The sequence below is a fragment of the Arthrobacter sp. B0427-1-12 genome (assembly GCF_059092905.1).
Genome location: NZ_JBNHIC010000017.1, coordinates 67,574 through 82,447 on the forward strand (window position 1 = coordinate 67,574; position 14,874 = coordinate 82,447).

The 14,874-nt window shown below is 68.4% G+C and carries 12 protein-coding genes; 9 read left to right on the top strand and 3 right to left on the bottom strand.

The window, feature by feature from the left end:
• Positions 1 to 2: 2 nt before the first annotated feature.
• From AC5RWU_RS12125 to AC5RWU_RS12140, 4 genes are all read left to right on the top strand, one after another.
• The gene (locus AC5RWU_RS12125) at positions 3 to 1,331 is read left to right on the top strand and encodes a 3-oxoacyl-ACP reductase (RefSeq protein WP_494031127.1); all 1,329 of its coding nucleotides are present in this window, start codon (positions 3 to 5) and stop codon (positions 1,329 to 1,331) included.
• Positions 1,328 to 2,284 carry a MaoC/PaaZ C-terminal domain-containing protein gene (locus AC5RWU_RS12130; RefSeq protein WP_494031126.1) on the top strand — a complete coding sequence of 319 codons (957 nt, stop codon included), beginning with the start codon at positions 1,328 to 1,330 and terminating at the stop codon, positions 2,282 to 2,284. Before AC5RWU_RS12125 ends, AC5RWU_RS12130 begins: the two co-directional genes overlap by 4 nt.
• A gap of 128 nt (positions 2,285 to 2,412) precedes the next feature.
• Positions 2,413 to 3,576 carry a DUF1611 domain-containing protein gene (locus AC5RWU_RS12135; RefSeq protein WP_494031125.1) on the top strand — a complete coding sequence of 388 codons (1,164 nt, stop codon included), beginning with the start codon at positions 2,413 to 2,415 and terminating at the stop codon, positions 3,574 to 3,576.
• On the top strand, positions 3,576 to 5,213 hold the full coding sequence (locus AC5RWU_RS12140) for an ABC transporter domain-containing protein (protein WP_494031124.1): 1,638 nt from the start codon (positions 3,576 to 3,578) through the stop codon (positions 5,211 to 5,213). Before AC5RWU_RS12135 ends, AC5RWU_RS12140 begins: the two co-directional genes overlap by 1 nt.
• Before the next feature lie 14 nt (positions 5,214 to 5,227).
• On the opposite strand, the gene AC5RWU_RS12145 is transcribed toward AC5RWU_RS12140, so the two are convergent.
• Positions 5,228 to 5,938: an NADPH-dependent FMN reductase gene (locus tag AC5RWU_RS12145; RefSeq protein ID WP_494031123.1), complete on the bottom strand. Its 711-nt coding sequence runs from the start codon at positions 5,936 to 5,938 to the stop codon at positions 5,228 to 5,230.
• 131 nt (positions 5,939 to 6,069) lie between these two features.
• Entirely contained in the window at positions 6,070 to 7,887 is a 1,818-nt protein-coding gene (locus AC5RWU_RS12150) for an S-layer homology domain-containing protein (RefSeq protein WP_494031122.1), read from the bottom strand.
• Positions 7,888 to 8,324: 437 nt separating this feature from the next.
• On the opposite strand from AC5RWU_RS12150, the gene AC5RWU_RS12155 reads away from it, so the two are divergent.
• The 3 genes from AC5RWU_RS12155 (at position 8,325) to AC5RWU_RS12165 (ending at position 13,321) form a co-directional block, all read left to right on the top strand.
• On the top strand, positions 8,325 to 9,509 hold the full coding sequence (locus AC5RWU_RS12155) for an amidohydrolase family protein (RefSeq protein ID WP_494031121.1): 1,185 nt from the start codon (positions 8,325 to 8,327) through the stop codon (positions 9,507 to 9,509).
• 3 nt (positions 9,510 to 9,512) lie between these two features.
• Positions 9,513 to 10,883 (top strand): glutamine synthetase family protein, encoded by a 1,371-nt coding sequence (locus AC5RWU_RS12160; RefSeq protein ID WP_494031120.1) that lies wholly within the window; start codon positions 9,513 to 9,515, stop codon positions 10,881 to 10,883.
• Between the two features lie 122 nt (positions 10,884 to 11,005).
• Positions 11,006 to 13,321: an FdhF/YdeP family oxidoreductase gene (locus AC5RWU_RS12165; RefSeq protein ID WP_494031119.1), complete on the top strand. Its 2,316-nt coding sequence runs from the start codon at positions 11,006 to 11,008 to the stop codon at positions 13,319 to 13,321.
• Between the two features lie 64 nt (positions 13,322 to 13,385).
• Here the strand turns inward: AC5RWU_RS12165 and AC5RWU_RS12170 are convergent, their stop codons facing one another.
• A complete protein-coding gene (locus tag AC5RWU_RS12170) occupies positions 13,386 to 14,045 on the bottom strand; it encodes a uracil-DNA glycosylase family protein (protein ID WP_494031118.1) in 660 nt (219 codons plus the stop codon).
• Positions 14,046 to 14,216: 171 nt separating this feature from the next.
• On the opposite strand from AC5RWU_RS12170, the gene AC5RWU_RS12175 reads away from it, so the two are divergent.
• Together AC5RWU_RS12175 and AC5RWU_RS12180 are read left to right on the top strand one after the other, a co-directional pair.
• Positions 14,217 to 14,447 (top strand): zinc-ribbon domain-containing protein, encoded by a 231-nt coding sequence (locus tag AC5RWU_RS12175; protein WP_494031117.1) that lies wholly within the window; start codon positions 14,217 to 14,219, stop codon positions 14,445 to 14,447.
• Between the two features lie 42 nt (positions 14,448 to 14,489).
• Positions 14,490 to 14,777 (top strand): hypothetical protein, encoded by a 288-nt coding sequence (locus AC5RWU_RS12180; RefSeq protein ID WP_494031116.1) that lies wholly within the window; start codon positions 14,490 to 14,492, stop codon positions 14,775 to 14,777.
• Positions 14,778 to 14,874 lie beyond the last annotated feature (97 nt).

The window sequence follows — 14,874 nt, forward strand, 5'->3', positions numbered from 1 at the left end:
CGATGACGGACACCTACCTGACACTCGTCAATTCCGGCATTACCAGCCAGATCGCCAGGTCGCTGAAACTGCCGCGGCCGGCGGTCCTGCGCCGCCACGACGCGTCCGGGCCGCTGGTGCCGGGTCCCGTCCTGCTGGTCGGCGGCGGTGCCGCCGCGCTGGCAGGCATCCTGTCGGGCTGGGGACTCGACGTCCGGAACCAGGCCACGGACAAACTGGGCGCGATCATCGTCGCTGCCCAGGACCTGTCGGATCCGGCGGATCTGGCCGCACCGGCCCTGGCACTGGGCGGGGCCCTCCGCCAGCTGGCGCCGGGCGGGCGCGTGCTCACCGTCTCGCGGCCGGCAGCGGACGCGGCCGACCCGGCAACGGCGGCGGTACGGCAGGGCGTGGAGGCAATGCTGCGCTCAGTGGCGCGCGAGCTGCGGGCCGGTGCCACGGGCAACGGGATCCTGCTCGCCGACGGTGCGGACATCACGGCGCCCTCCGCGCAGGCTGCGCTGCGGTTCCTGCTTTCAGGCAGGAGCGCCTATGTCGACGGACAGTTCCTGCGGATCGGCTCCGCAGCGGGAGCCCTTCCCAAGGACTGGGAGCGGCCGCTGGCCGGCAGAACCGCCGTCGTTACCGGCGCCGCGCGCGGAATCGGCGCCGCGATTGCGGAGGTGCTGCACCGCGACGGCGCCCAGGTCGTCGCCGTCGACGTTCCGGCTGCCGGCGAGCAGCTGGCCGCGGTGGCGAACCGGACCGGCGGTACCGCCCTGCAGCTGGACATCACCCGCCCCGACGCCGGCGAGCGCATCCTCGCGCATGCGGCCGGACGCTATGGACGGCTGGACATCTTCGTCCACAATGCCGGAATTACCCGGGACAAGCTCCTGGCCAACATGGATGAGGCCCGCTGGAACTCCGTCATCAGCGTCAACATTGCGGCCCAGCTGCGGATCAATACGGCGCTGCTGGCGTCCGAGGTCTTCGGCCGCCGCGGCCGCATCGTGTCGCTGGCTTCCACCAGCGGCATCGCCGGAAACCGCGGCCAGGCCAACTACGCTGCTTCCAAGGGCGGCGTGATCGGCATGGTCCGGGCCACGGCGGCCCTCATGGCGGAAGCAGGCGGTTCCATCAACGCCGTCGCCCCCGGCTTCATCGAGACGGACATGACGGCGCGCATGCCGTTGCTCACGCGCGAGGTGGCCCGGCGCCTAAGCAGCCTGCAGCAGGGCGGGCTGCCGGCCGACGTCGCCGAAGCGGTTTCCTTCCTGGCCAGCGACGCGGCCGCGGGCATCAACGGGGAAACCCTGCGGGTCTGCGGACAGAACCTGGTGGGGGCATGAAAGAGCGCATTCTGGCGGAGATGCCGTCCCTGTCGCGGCTCTACCTGACGGCCGCGGGAACAGCGGCCCGGCAGCGCCTATCGAAGCACACCGTGCCCGCGGAACTGCCGGCGGAGCGCCACACCGTGGCGGACATCGCGGTGGACCCGCTCCGGCTCACGCGGTTCCAGCACCTGCTGCAGCAGCCGGCCCGGGACTGGCTGCCGTCGGGGTTTGTGCACGCGCTCGCGTTTCCGGTGGCGATGAGCGTCATGACGCGCGCGGACTTCCCGCTGCCGCTGCTGGGCATGGTTCACCTGCACAATGACGCCGTGCACCGGCGGCCGGTCCATTTCAGCGAACCGCTGACGATCACGGCCTGGGCTGAGCGGCTGCGAGGCCATCGCTCCGGCACGCAGGTGGACATGGTGGCCAGCGCCGCCGTGCGCGGAGAGCCGGTGTGGCAGGGGCGATCCACCTATCTGGCCAAAGGCGTCTTCGGTCTGGCCGCGGACCGCGCAGCAGCGGACAGTGCAGCCCCGGACAGCGCAGCCCCGCGCGCGGTCGAGGGCGCCGCCGTTGGAACCCGGAACCGGCCGGACTTCACACCACCGGCTCCCACGGCTATCTGGCGCCTGGGCGCGGACACCGGGCGCGGATATGCGGCCGTGTCCGATGACTTCAATCCGATCCACCTCGGCGTCCTGTCGGCCCGGGTCCTGGGCCTGAAGAAACCGATTGCGCACGGCATGTACCTGGCCTCGCGGGTTCTGGGCGATGTGGGCGGCCCGGGAACCGGTGCCTTCGAGTGGTCCATCGACTTCGGGTCCCCGGTATTCCTGCCAGGCGTAGTGGCGGTCGCCATCACTGACGATGCACGTGCCGGCGCTTGGTCGGGGTCGGAATTCGTGGGCTGGAACCAGCGCAGCCTGCGGTGCCATTTCACCGGTTCCGCGCGCCGGCTGGAGGCCTGAACCCGCGGAGCGGATGAAGGAACCTTCATATGGGCATCATCTGATCCTCATCTAGGCCCGGTTGACTGGGTGACAACGGAAGCAGAGCAGCACCTTCCGAAGCCGCGGGACCGACTCGAGGAGAAACCATGTCACTGGCCGTCCATCCCCATCCCATCCACCTCAGCACCGATGCAGCTCCGGTCACCGGCTTGCACACCGGTCCGGCCGCCAGCCTGGACACCGGCCTAGATGCCGTTGAACCGCGCCGCCTGCTCCGGGCCAAGAAGGCCTACACCACCCGCTTCCTGGCCCGCCGCCTGAAGTACAGCGCCGAAGGTTTCACCCTGGCCGCGGGCAACGGCGTCGTCCCCTCGGCCGGGGACATCGTGCTGGCCCGCGTCACGCAGGTCGGCAAGCACACCAAACTGGAGGGCCCCGGCTCCCGCCGGCAGTCGCTGTTCGTGGGTGACGAAATCCTGGTCGCCTACGGCCACCGCTATGCTCCGGACCAGTTCCTCGCCGAGGTGCCGGGCGACCTCGACCGGTGCCATCTGGTCGCAGCCGGCGGCATGGCCGCACGGGTGACTGCCCGGCATGCAGGGGTCGGCGCCCCCACGGCCATTGAACCGATCGGACTGCTGGCCGATGCGCACGGCGTGCTCAACCTGGCCCGGCTGGCGCCGCGGCGCGTCACCCCGGATGTGGGCGGACTGCCCGGCAGGCCCCCTGTGATCGCGGTCCTGGGAACCTCCATGAACTCAGGCAAGTCAACGACCCTGGGCTGCCTGGTCAACGGGCTGGCCGCAGCCGGACTGGAAGTGGCCGCGGGCAAGGCAACCGGCACAGGCTCGGGAAATGATCCGCTGCTCTTCGCCGATGCCGGCGCCGCCAAGGTCCTCGATTTCACCGACTTCGGCTATCCAAGCACGTTCCGCCTCGACTATGACCAGGTCACGAGCCTGCTGGGCAGCGTGGTGGAGGCGCTCGCCGAGGAAAGCACCGACGTCGTCGTGGTCGAGATTGCCGACGGCCTCTACCAGGGTGAGACGCGGCGCCTGCTCTCCGACCCAATGTTCCACCGCCTGGTGGACCGCGTGGTGTTCTCCGCCGCCGACGCTCTCGGCGCCACGGCCGGCATCGGGGTGCTGCAGCAGGCGGGACTGCGCCCCGCCGCAGTGTCCGGGCTCCTGACGGCGTCGCCGCTGGCGGCCCGGGAAGCGGCCGCTGTCATCGACGTGCCGGTGCTCGACACCTATTCGCTGTGCGAGCCGACCGTGGCCCTGGGGCTGCTGCCGGTGCGTGCCAGCTGATGCTGCCTAAGCTCCTGGCGCCCGGACGGCGCAGGCTGATGCTCCTGCTCGTAGCCAACGGGCTCGGCCAGGCGGCGCTGGCCGGCGCAGGAGCCTTCCTGATGACCTGGCTCCTGGGGGCGCCGGATGCCGGCACCCGGATCGCCGCCGTCGCGGCCCTGGTGGCCGCCGCGCATGGCGTCGGCGGTCTGCGGCTGCTGGAGCGGGTGCTGGCGGAGAAGCTCGGCCAGCACTATGTCAACGAGATCCGCACCGGACTGGTCCGGTCCGCCTTGGTGGCCGAGACCGGACCGTCGCTGGGAATCACCGTCGCCCGGACGACGAACGACCTGTCCAGCGTGCGGAACTGGATCGCCCTGGGCATCGCCCCGCTCACGGTGGGCGTGCCGCTGATCCTGGGCAGCGGTGCGGCACTGTGGTTCCTGGCTCCGGCGCTGTCCGCGGCGCTGCTGCTGCCGTTGTGCCTGCTGGCCGTGGCGCTGTTCCTGTTGGCCCGACCGGCCTTCGCCAAGGCGCGCATCCTACGCCGCAGACGGGGCCGGCTGGCGGCGCAGATAGCGGACACTGTGGCGGCCTCGGTCACGATCCGGGCGGCCGGCGGCGTCCGGCGGGAGCTGCGGCAGGTCGAGCGGCTGGGCGGCAAGGTGGCAGCAGCCGCCGTCGAGCGGGCCAGGATCGCCGGCTTCATCCGCGCCTCCGCCGTCGTGACCGCCTCGGTCACCGGCACAGCCGTGGCGGGAACCGGTGCCTGGCTGGGGATCGATGCCGCCACCATCGCCTCCGCCCTGACTGTTGTCGGCGTGATCGCCGCGCCGGTCAATGACCTGGGGCGGGTGGTGGAGTACCGGCAGAATTTCAAGGCGGCCCGCCGGATCCTGGGTCCGGCGCTCGCCGCTGGTGCGCCCACCCGCCCGCAGCAGGATGCCCGCCCGCAGCAGGAAGCACGACGGCGGGAGGGTGCCGAAGGCGGAACAGCTACCGAAGGCGGAACAGCTACCGAAGGCATGGGTTCGGAAGGCGCCGGCCTGGTGGTCGAGGGACTGGTCCTGGACGGGACCGCGCTGCCGCCGCTCGCCGCTGCGCCTGGGGCCCGGATCGTCCTGGGAACGCCGGATTCCGGGACCGCCACCCGGCTGTTCGAAATGATCCTGGGTGTCCGGGCCCCGGAAGTTCCCGGGGCCCGGATCTGCATCGGAAGGCACAACCTGCTGACCCTCCCGTCCTCGAAACGCCGCGTCCTCGTCGGATACGCGGCCAGGGGGAGCGAGCTGGAGCGCGGGACGATTGCGCGTGCAGTGCGGTACCGGCGGCCCGATCTGGACGAGCGGCAGGCCCTGCCGGCACTGGCCGCCGTCGGTCTGTCGGACCGGGTAGCCACACTGCCGGAGGCCGAGCGGACCGTGCTCAAAGGGGGCGGTGAGCCGCTGAGCGCATCCGAGCGGGCCAGGCTGCAGCTGGCCCGGGCGGCCTTCGGCGAACCCGCGCTGCTGCTGGTCAACCATCTGGAGGAGGACCTGGACGCGGACGGCAGGGCCCGCTTAGCGGAGGTTCTGCAGGGCTACCCCGGAACCGTGGTCCTCGCGGCGGCCCGTCCGCAGTCGCTTCTGGACCGGTTCGAGGTCTGGAGGCCCGTTTAGCGGACGAGGTCCGTTCAGCGGATGGTGGCGAAGCCCTTCGCCCACGGCAGCAGCTGGTCGAGCATGGGGGCCAGGGTGGAGGCGTTCTGCTCGGTCGGCTTGAACTCGGAGAAGTTCTCGAAGTCGGTGAACAGGGAGAACATGACCTGGTTGCGGACATGGGCCAGCTGCAGCTCGGAGGCGATGGTGCGCAGGTGCTCGACGGCGCGGGCGCCGCCCATGGAGCCGTAGGAGACGAAGCCGGCGGCCTTGTTGTTCCACTCGACGGAGAGGAAGTCGATGGCGTTCTTCAGCGAGCCGGTGATGGAGTGGTTGTACTCCGGGGTGACGAAGATGTAGCCGTCGAATTCGGCGATCTTGGCGGACCAGGCCTTGGTGTGCTCGTTGGTGTACTGCTGGTAGCCGGCGGGCATGGCCTCGTCCAGTACGGGCAGGTTGTAGTCGGCGATGTCGACCAGCTCGAATTCGGCGTCCGTGCGCTGGGAGGCCTGCTCGAGGACCCACTGGGCCACGGAGAGGTTGTTCCGGCCGGGACGGGTGGTTCCGGTGATAATGGCGATCCTGGGCAGTCCCCGGTGTTCCGGATCGGCCGGCAGGCTGGCCGGAATAGCGTCCGCGGCGGGGGCGGTTGCACCGGCAGCGGCAGCGTCTGCATGATGCTGCGGTGCAGCGGCGGCAGCGCCGGAGCGGGACGAACGGGAAAACAGTTTGCTGAACCAGGACATGGGACACCTTCGCAGTCGGTTAGTTGATACTTCAACAATGTTAGAAAGAACAAGGTGATGTGTCAACAAATGCCGCAGGGGCCCTCCGCTGATTGGCGGAAGACTCCTGCGGCGCCGGTGCTGTCCCGGCACTACGGGCGGCAGCCGCCCTGGACGGTCTGGAACCGGTCCAGGCGATAAATGAACGCGGCCATCGCCTCGCGGGTGATCGGTTCACCGGCGCGGAATGTGCGGTCCGGCCAGCCGTTCGAAATGTTCGCGTGGTTGAGCCAGGCGATTTCCTTGTAGAACTGGGCATTGACGGGCACATCCCCGAACGGGCTGGCTGCCGGTGCGACGTAGCCGGCGGCGGCCGCGATGTTGCAGTGCTCCCCGCTGTAGCGGTGCAGGAACGCGGCCATCGCCTCACGGCTGATCGGCTCTGACGGATGGAACGTGCCGTCCCACCAGCCTTCGGCCAGTCCGGACTGCGCCATCCAGGAGATCTCCCGGTAGAACTGGTGGCTGGTGGGTACGTCGCGGAAGGGAGAGACCGCCGGCGGCGTGAAAGCCGGACGGCCCGCCATCCGGTATATGAAGGCCGCCACTGCTTCGCGGCTGATCGGCTGGTAGGGCCGGAAAGTACCGTCCGGCCACCCGTCGGCCAGATCGCGATCGTACATCCAGAGGATCTCGCCGGCGAAGCCGGAGGCGTTGATGTCGCTGAACGGGGAGCCGGCGTCAATTGTGATGCCCGCGGCGTCGTTGTTGACGTAATTGATGTGCACCTTCGTCCCCGCGTGGGTCGTGAAGGTCTGGCCGGCCTGCCAGGCATGGTTCGGGCTGTAGAACCCGGCGAAGGGCCGGGTATTGGGCATCAGGATCAGGGAGCTGGCGATGGTGGCGCCGCCGCGCTGGACGATTTTTACGCCCCGGTTGCCGTTGTGGGCAGTATTCGCGTCCCAGTTATGGGGAGCGCGGAACTCTACGTAGTACACCTCACCGCTCTTCGGGTCGGTGAACTTCAGGGCGCGGTTGGCTTCGTAGCCTGCCCAGGGTTTGAGCGTGTAGCTCCGCCGTCCTGAGGCGACGCCGACGTTGAGGATTTCGACTCCGCGGCCAAAACGGCCGTAGTCCCAGAAGGAGGAACTGATGACCGGCATGTTGTACTGGGCAGCACCCATTAGGTCGGTGGTATCGCCGTACTCCCGGATGGAGCAGGAGGAATCGGCATAACCGCCGGAGCTGCTCGCTCCGGTATCGGAAGCTCCGCTGAGGCACTGCAGGCTGTCGGCGTGCATGAGACCCAGGGTGTGGCCGACCTCGTGGGTGACCACGTTGTTGGTGAAGTTGCTGGGCAGGGGCATCAGGATGCGGCCGCCGGTATCGTCGCCGCTCCAGCCGGCGCCCAGGGCGCCGCCCCACAGATTCGCCGTCGGAATGAAGACCAGCAGGGTGTTGTAAGGGCGGTTCACCCAGCCCAGCTCGCGCGTGACCGTGTCCATGATGGTCCAGTAGGACTGGCTGGAGTGGGCGCTGGACGGAAAGGCGCGGACTTCGTTGGCGATCGACAGGCTCAGTCTGTTGTCCGAGAGGGAGCTCCAGTACCTGCTGGCCTCGCTGACCGCGTTCCGTGCTCTGCCGAGGTCGATGGCATTGGTATCCGCGTAGGATTTGTCCGCAAGCTTGACAGTGACCAGGTGGACGTTGATGTTCCCCGCCCGGGCGAGGCCTGAGGCGCCCTGGACCTCCTCCAGCGTCTGGGTCCCTTGGATGCCCTTCGCGGCAGTACCTGTGCCGGTTTCGAAGGTGTGCGCTGAGTGCGGGGTGCCCTCCGCCATTTCGACCGGAACGGTATCCGGCGACGGCGGTGGCGCTGCCTGCGCCAGCGGGACGGACAGTGTGGTCACGGTGGCTGCGGAGAGCAGCACCGCCATGAGGGCGGCAGCGGAACGCTGGAGTAATGGCATGGTTTTCCTTCATGGAATGGCATGCTCCGGAGTCGCTGAGGGCTTCGGAGCGCGCGGCACGGAAAGGCACCCGGCCAATGCAGGGGTGTCCGAAACGTGCCACTGGGGTGGTTTCGTAGTTATGCCGGATGACTTTGAACGACAGCTGTCGTGGCGGCAAACATTCGCCTGCATCGACCGATGCCGGCGGCTATGGGCCGGACCGGTGGCCGGCAGCGAAACCCTAGCTGGATGAGTGGAAGCAGTTCATGATTTCCCCCAAGTGAACGGCAGCACTAACTCCGTAAGGCTACAGGCGGCGTGGCTAATCTCACAATTCACTCATGTAACAATCCACCCATCAGCAACATGCGCAGCTGCACCTGCTTCCCGGCTATTGCACCGGCCCGGCTGGTGGTCTTCACTGGAGGAACAGCACCAGTGGAGACATCCGATCCATGAGCCAGCCAACAGATCCTGACGCCGCGGCGGCGGCTTCCGACCTCGCCGCTGCGATCGCCCGGATGCTGCTGGTGGATCACCATGTCCACTCCGTCCTGAAGTCGGAACCTGGCCTGGCGGGCCTGGAACTGCAGCTCAGCGAGGCATCGCAGCCGCCGCGGCCGGGGGAGAGCCGACTTGATTCCCAGCTCGGCTATGCCGTGCGCCGCTGGTGCTCGCCGGTGCTGGGCCTGGCACCGGCTGCGACGATGGGGACCTATGCGGAACGGCGCGCCGAGCTGGGCACAGCGGAGGTCAACCGGCGGCTGCTGCAGGCCAGCGGGGTGGGGACCTACCTGCTGGATCCGCTGCCCGGGGCGGATCTGGCGACGTCCGCACAGCTGGCCGGCTGGTCCGGCCGGCCCGTCCACCGGATCATCCGCCTTGAGGCACTGGCAGAGTCGGTCATCCGCAACGGGACGTCCGCGGCTGTCTACCAGGACGACGTCGAGGCGGCGCTGGCCGCCGCGGCCCCCGGTGCCGCCGGCTTCAAATCGATCGCCGCCTACCGCTGCGGACTCGATTTCGACCCGCGTCCGCCGGATCGGCGCCAGGTGAGGGCCGCCGTCGACCGCTGGCTTACCGGGAACGACGCCGGCACGCGCCCGCGTGCCACGGACCCGGTGATCATCCGCCACCTGCTGTGGACCGCGCTCGGCCTGGCGCGTCCGCTGCAGTTCCACACCGGATTCGGCGACCCGGATGTCGACCTGAGGACGGCGAACCCGCTGCTGCTGCGCAGGTTCATCGACCTGGCCCAACCGGCAGGCACGCCGATCATGCTGCTTCATTCCTACCCGTATCAGCGCGAATGCGGTGTCCTGGCCCATCTGTATCCGAATGTGTATTTCGACGTCGGGCTGGCGGTCAACTACACCGGGGCACGCAGCGCAGCCATCATCGCCGAGGCCCTGGAACTGGCCCCGTTCGGCAAGCTCCTCTTTTCCTCGGATGCCTATGGGCCCGCCGAACTGCACTATCTGGGGGCGCACCTGTGGCGCCGCGGCATGGTCCGCGTCCTGGGCGAATTCGTGGACAGCGACGAGTGGACCGAAGCCCAGGCCATCCACGTCGCCAAGTTGATCGGCTGCGGCAACGCCTGCCGCGTCTATGGACTGGAACCCGACTCCCGGGAGGAATGAAACATGACCAGCACAGATGATGCCTTCGGGACCGCTGCTGCACAGTACATTGATCGGATTGCCGACGAACTCGACCTGCGGGGCATCCGCAGCGTGCTCGGTTCCGTCGTGGACATGAGCGGGGTCGCCCGCGGCAAGAGCGTACCGCTGGGCAGGCTGCGGCAATTCGCCTCGGCGGGCATGGGGGCCGCATTGTCATGGAGCGTCTTCTGCGCCGACGACACCCTGGCCTTTACGCCCCGCTTCACGGTGGTAGGGGATTTGCGCCTGCGGCTGGACGTCGATGGCCTGCGCGACATCGGCACCGGAACCGCCTGGGCGCCCGCCGACGTCGTCAACCAGGACGGCACGGCCTCCGAATATTGCACCCGCACGCTGCTGCGCCGCGCCGTGGCGGACCTGGACGGCGCCGGTGTGGACAGCCGGGTGGGCTGCGAACTGGAATTCACGCTGGCCCCGGACAGCGCAGGCCGGACGGGGCGCTGGGCGGCCTACGGTGTCTCTGCTGCGCTCGCCGCCGGGGAGTTCTTCCACGACGTCCTTGAGGCAGCGGACGTGGCCGGCCTGTCCATTGAACAGTTCCACGCCGAATACGGGCCGGGCCAGTACGAGCTGTCCCTGTCCCCGGCGGACCCGCTCACCGCGGCTGACGCCGTGGTCTTGGCCCGGATCCTGGTCAGCAGGGCCGCCCGCAGGCACGGGTTGCCCGTCTCCTTCTCGCCCATGCCGCAGGAAGGCGCAGCCGGCAACGGCGCGCACCAGCATCTTTCCCTCGCTAAGAGCGGAAGGCCGCTGTTCTCCGGCGGCTCCGGCCCCCACGGGCTGCAGACCGAGGGGGCCGGAGCCATCGCGGGCCTGCTCAGTGCGCTGCCAGGGCTGATGGGCGTGCTGGCCGGTTCCCCGGTGTCCCACCTGCGCCTGAAACCCAACCAATGGTCGGGGGTCTTTCGCTGCTGGGGCCTGGAAAACAGGGAAGCCGCGGTGCGGCTGTGCGCCGCCACCCGGGGAAACCCACACGGGGCGAACATTGAACTCAAATGCGTGGACGCGTCCGCCAATCCCTACCTCAGCACCGCCGTCATCCTGCACGCGGCGCTGGAGGGCATCGCGGAGCGCGCCACGCTGCCCGCCGAGGCAACCGGAAATCCCGCGGACCTGACCGAGGCCGAACGCGGGGCCCGCGGAATGGACCTCCTGCCGGCCGGACAGCAGGAGGTACTGGAGCACCTGAAAACTTCGCCGGCGGCCAGACGCATGCTGGGGGACGGCATTTTCGAAGCGCTCGCCGCCGTCCGCGCCCATGAGCAGGTGGCGTTCGACGGCGTGCCGGTCGCCGCCGCGGTCGAACGGCTGCGTTACGCCTGGTCGCTGTGAGCCGCTTGCCGGGCCGGTTACTGCGGGCCGGTTGCCCGCCGGCGGGCCCCATTCCCTGCCGCAGCCAAGGCTCCTAGAATTGGGGCATTGACTGTCAACGGAGCTGGACGGATGTGGGCATCGTGGCTACCAAGGCACCCCGCGAAGGCATCAACGAGGCTGAACTCACCGTGGGCAAGCCCAAGACCAAGTCCGTGGGAGTGCCCGGCATCGCCCATGCGATGGAAATTGCGGTCAAGCAGATGGGCGCCGTCCGCAGCGCCAGGACGCTGCTGCGGGTCAACCAGAAGGACGGCTTTGACTGTCCGGGCTGCGCCTGGCCCGAGGGGGACCACCGGCACCGGGCGGAGTTCTGCGAAAACGGGGCCAAAGCGGTAGCCGAGGAAGCCACGCGCAGGCGCGTGACGCCGTCGTTCTTTGCTGAACATTCCATAGCCCACCTGCGGGAGAAAGACGACTTCTGGCTGGGCCAGCAGGGCCGGCTGACCCATCCCATGCTGCTTGACGCGGGGGCCACCCACTACCGGCCGGTCAGCTGGGACCAGGCCTTCGGCGTCATCGAGGAGGAGCTGCGCGGGCTGGATGGCCCTGACGAAGCGGTCTTCTACACCTCCGGCCGGACGTCCAATGAAGCAGCCTTCCTCTACCAGCTGATGGTCCGGGGGCTCGGCACCAACAACCTGCCGGACTGCTCCAACATGTGCCACGAATCCAGCGGCTTCGCCCTGACGGAGTCGATCGGGATCGGCAAGGGATCGGTCAGCCTGGAGGACGTCCACTGCGCCGAACTGATCCTGATCGTCGGACAGAATCCGGGCAGCAACCATCCACGGATGCTTAGCGTGCTGGAGAAGGCGAAGCAGAACGGCGCAGTGATCGTGGCCGTCAATCCACTGCCGGAGGCCGGCTGGCAGGAATTCCACAACCCGCAGACCGTCCGCGGCCTGGCCGGAAGCGGGACACGGCTGGCCGACGACTACCTGCCCATCCGCATCGGCGGCGACCAGGCGCTGTTCCAGGCCCTGGGCAAGCTGCTGCTGGAAGCGGAGGAAGCCGCGCCGGGGACCGTCTTCGACCGGGAATTCCTGGACGCGCACACCACCGGGCTCGAAGCCTACCTGGAACACGTGCGCGCACTTCCGTGGACCGAAATCCTCGCCGCCACGGGGCTGACCCAGGCGCAGATCCGCGGCCTCGGTGCCCGGCTGCTGGCGTCCAAAGCCACGATCGTCACCTGGGCGATGGGCCTGACCCAGCACAAGCATGCGGTGGCCACGCTGCGGGACATCGTCAACGTGCTGCTGCTGCAGGGCAATATCGGCCGGCCCGGCGCCGGCGTCTGTCCGGTGCGCGGGCACTCCAATGTGCAGGGCGACCGGACCATGGGCGTCTTCGAACGGATGCCCGAGTGGTTCCACATCGCCCTGGACACGGAATTCCAGTTCCTCTCCCCACGGGCCCACGGCTGGGACACCGTCGGCGCCATCCGTGCCATGCGGGACGGCGCGGCCAAGGTCTTCATGTGCCTGGGCGGCAACTTCGTCCGGGCCACGCCGGACACGCTCGTGACCGAAGCCGCCATCGCCAGCACCCGCCTCACGGTCCAGGTCTCCACCAAGCTCAACCGGTCCCATGCCGTCACGGGACGGCGGGCCCTGATCCTTCCCACGCTGGGCCGCACCGAGCGGGACACCCAGGCCACCGGGGACCAGCGCGTGACGGTGGAGGATTCGATGTGCAAGGTGCACGCCTCGCGCGGCCGGCTGGAGCCGGCCAGCGACCAGCTGCTGTCCGAAGTCGCCATAGTCTGCCGCCTCGCCCGCCGGCTTTTCGACGGCGGCAACTCACCGTTCGGAACCCCGGCACCGCGCGCAGACTGGGCGGCGCTGGAGGGGGACTACGCACAGATCCGCCGGCACATCTCCCGCGTCATCCCCGGCTTCAACGACTACGAGGCCAGGATCGACCAGCCGGGCGGATTCATCCTGCCGCACGGCCCGAGGGACAGCCGCCGCTTCAACACACCCTCCGGCAAGGCTGTCTTCACCGCCAACGAGCTGGAGTACCCGCACGTGCCGGACGGCCGGCTGCTGCTGCAGACCATCCGCACCCACGATCAGTTCAACACCACCATCTACGCCAAGGATGACCGCTACCGCGGCATCCACCATGGCCGAAGGGTAGTGCTGGTCAACGAAGCCGACCTGGCGGAGCGCGGACTGCCCGACGGCGCCCTGGTGGACCTGGTCTCGGAGTTCCGCGACGGCGTCGAACGCCGGGCTGCGGGCTACCGCGCCGTCGCCTATCCGACGCCGCCCGGCTGCGCGGCGGCCTACTATCCGGAGACGAACGTCTTGGTACCGCTGGACTCCGTGGCGGACGTCAGCGGCACGCCAGCGTCGAAATCGGTGGTAATCCGGCTGGAACCGGCCCGGTAGCACGGGACCGGGCGCCCGCCGTCGTGCCGGTCAGCGCTCCGGTGCAGTGAGTGCTTCCGTGCAGTCAGCGCTTCCGTGCGATGCCGGCACGGGCCATGGCCTCCTGGTACGCAGCGCGCATTTCCTCCAGCCACTGCTCCTGCCTGGCCGGCGCACCGGTGAAGGCGCGGTCTCCGGCGGCGTGGACCTCATAGGACTTGAAGCCCCTGGCCCGGATGTTGCGCAGTCCCAGTTGTTCCAGGCGCCGGACCAGCCTGCGTGCCTCGGTGCCGTGGGCGACGAGGGCGGACGCGCGCGGAACCAGTGCCAGGAACCTGATCAGGGGCTTGAGACCCTCATCGAGTTGCTGGTTGGTGAGCTTCCCGTCCCCTTTGTTGAGGTACCACGGGTAGGCATTCCACGGCATGACCTGTTCCGGACGAAGGCCAAGATGCTCAAAGATGGCACTCATGCGGGCCGCGCCGCCATCGTTATTGCCCGCCCCCAGGAAACCGGTTCCGGAATCGGGACTGGACGGATCCGGGCTAGCCGGACCGGGGCTGGCAAAGAGGCTGACGATCTTGCACTGGTCCGCATCATGCATCGGATCGATGTAGGGCAGTTCCCTGCCCGGCTTGAGATCGCGCAGGGAGTCGCAATACCGGTTAATGTCCCCGATATTGGGAGCGTACTGCCGATCCAATTGCTGCTTCGTGTGGTCAAGGTCGGCTGTACGTACTATCAAACTGGACTCCTCAGGGACTACGCCCAGGGTGAGTTCCCCAATACGTGTCGCTTTACCCAGTCTACTCGCGTGTGCAGTGGGACTTGCATCCGGAGCCGGAAGCGTGGAGGGTAGTAAGCACCCTTAGCAATGCGGTGGGCGGACGGACCGCGGACCGTCGAGGAGGCTCGGATGCTCATCCTGTTTGGTTTCAAGACGGTGCTGCGCCCGTTGTTTTCCAGGCCCGGCACCTGCCGGTACTGCCATCAGCACGCCGAACAGCGGCTGGAGGAACGCGCCACCAAGTTCACGTTGTTCTTCATCCCGGTCTTTACGACGCGGAAGCGGTACCAGATCAGCTGCTCCTACTGCGGTGGGAGAACCGAGGTCTCCCGGCAGCAGAAGGAGGCCATGGCGCGGTAGGCGCGCCCGCCGAATTCCCAGCAGTCGAAGAGAGGATTGTGCATGACCGAGGAACCCACGCAGGACCAGGAGCCGCAGCTGGTCGGGGGAAACCTGCTCAACGAGCAGGACAACGTCCCGACCGTCAAGCAGAAACGCGAAGCAGAAGGACCCGAATCAACAGGCGGGCAACCGTCCGACGGCACAAGGCCGGACACCATTACCGAAGAACAGCTGACCCACGGCGGAGGCGCCGTGCCCCCGGGCAGCACCGGCGAGGGGAATGCGGATGTTCAGCCGGACGCCCGAGGTCTTGATTTCAGCGAAGAGCGGCCGCCCGGCGACGGCTAGTAGTACTTTGTTAGGTTTTCCGGCGAGGGTCTTTTAATCCGCCGGCGGTCCTGTTAATTTCCTGTTGTGGAGATGAACGGGACGGGGCTGCGGATCG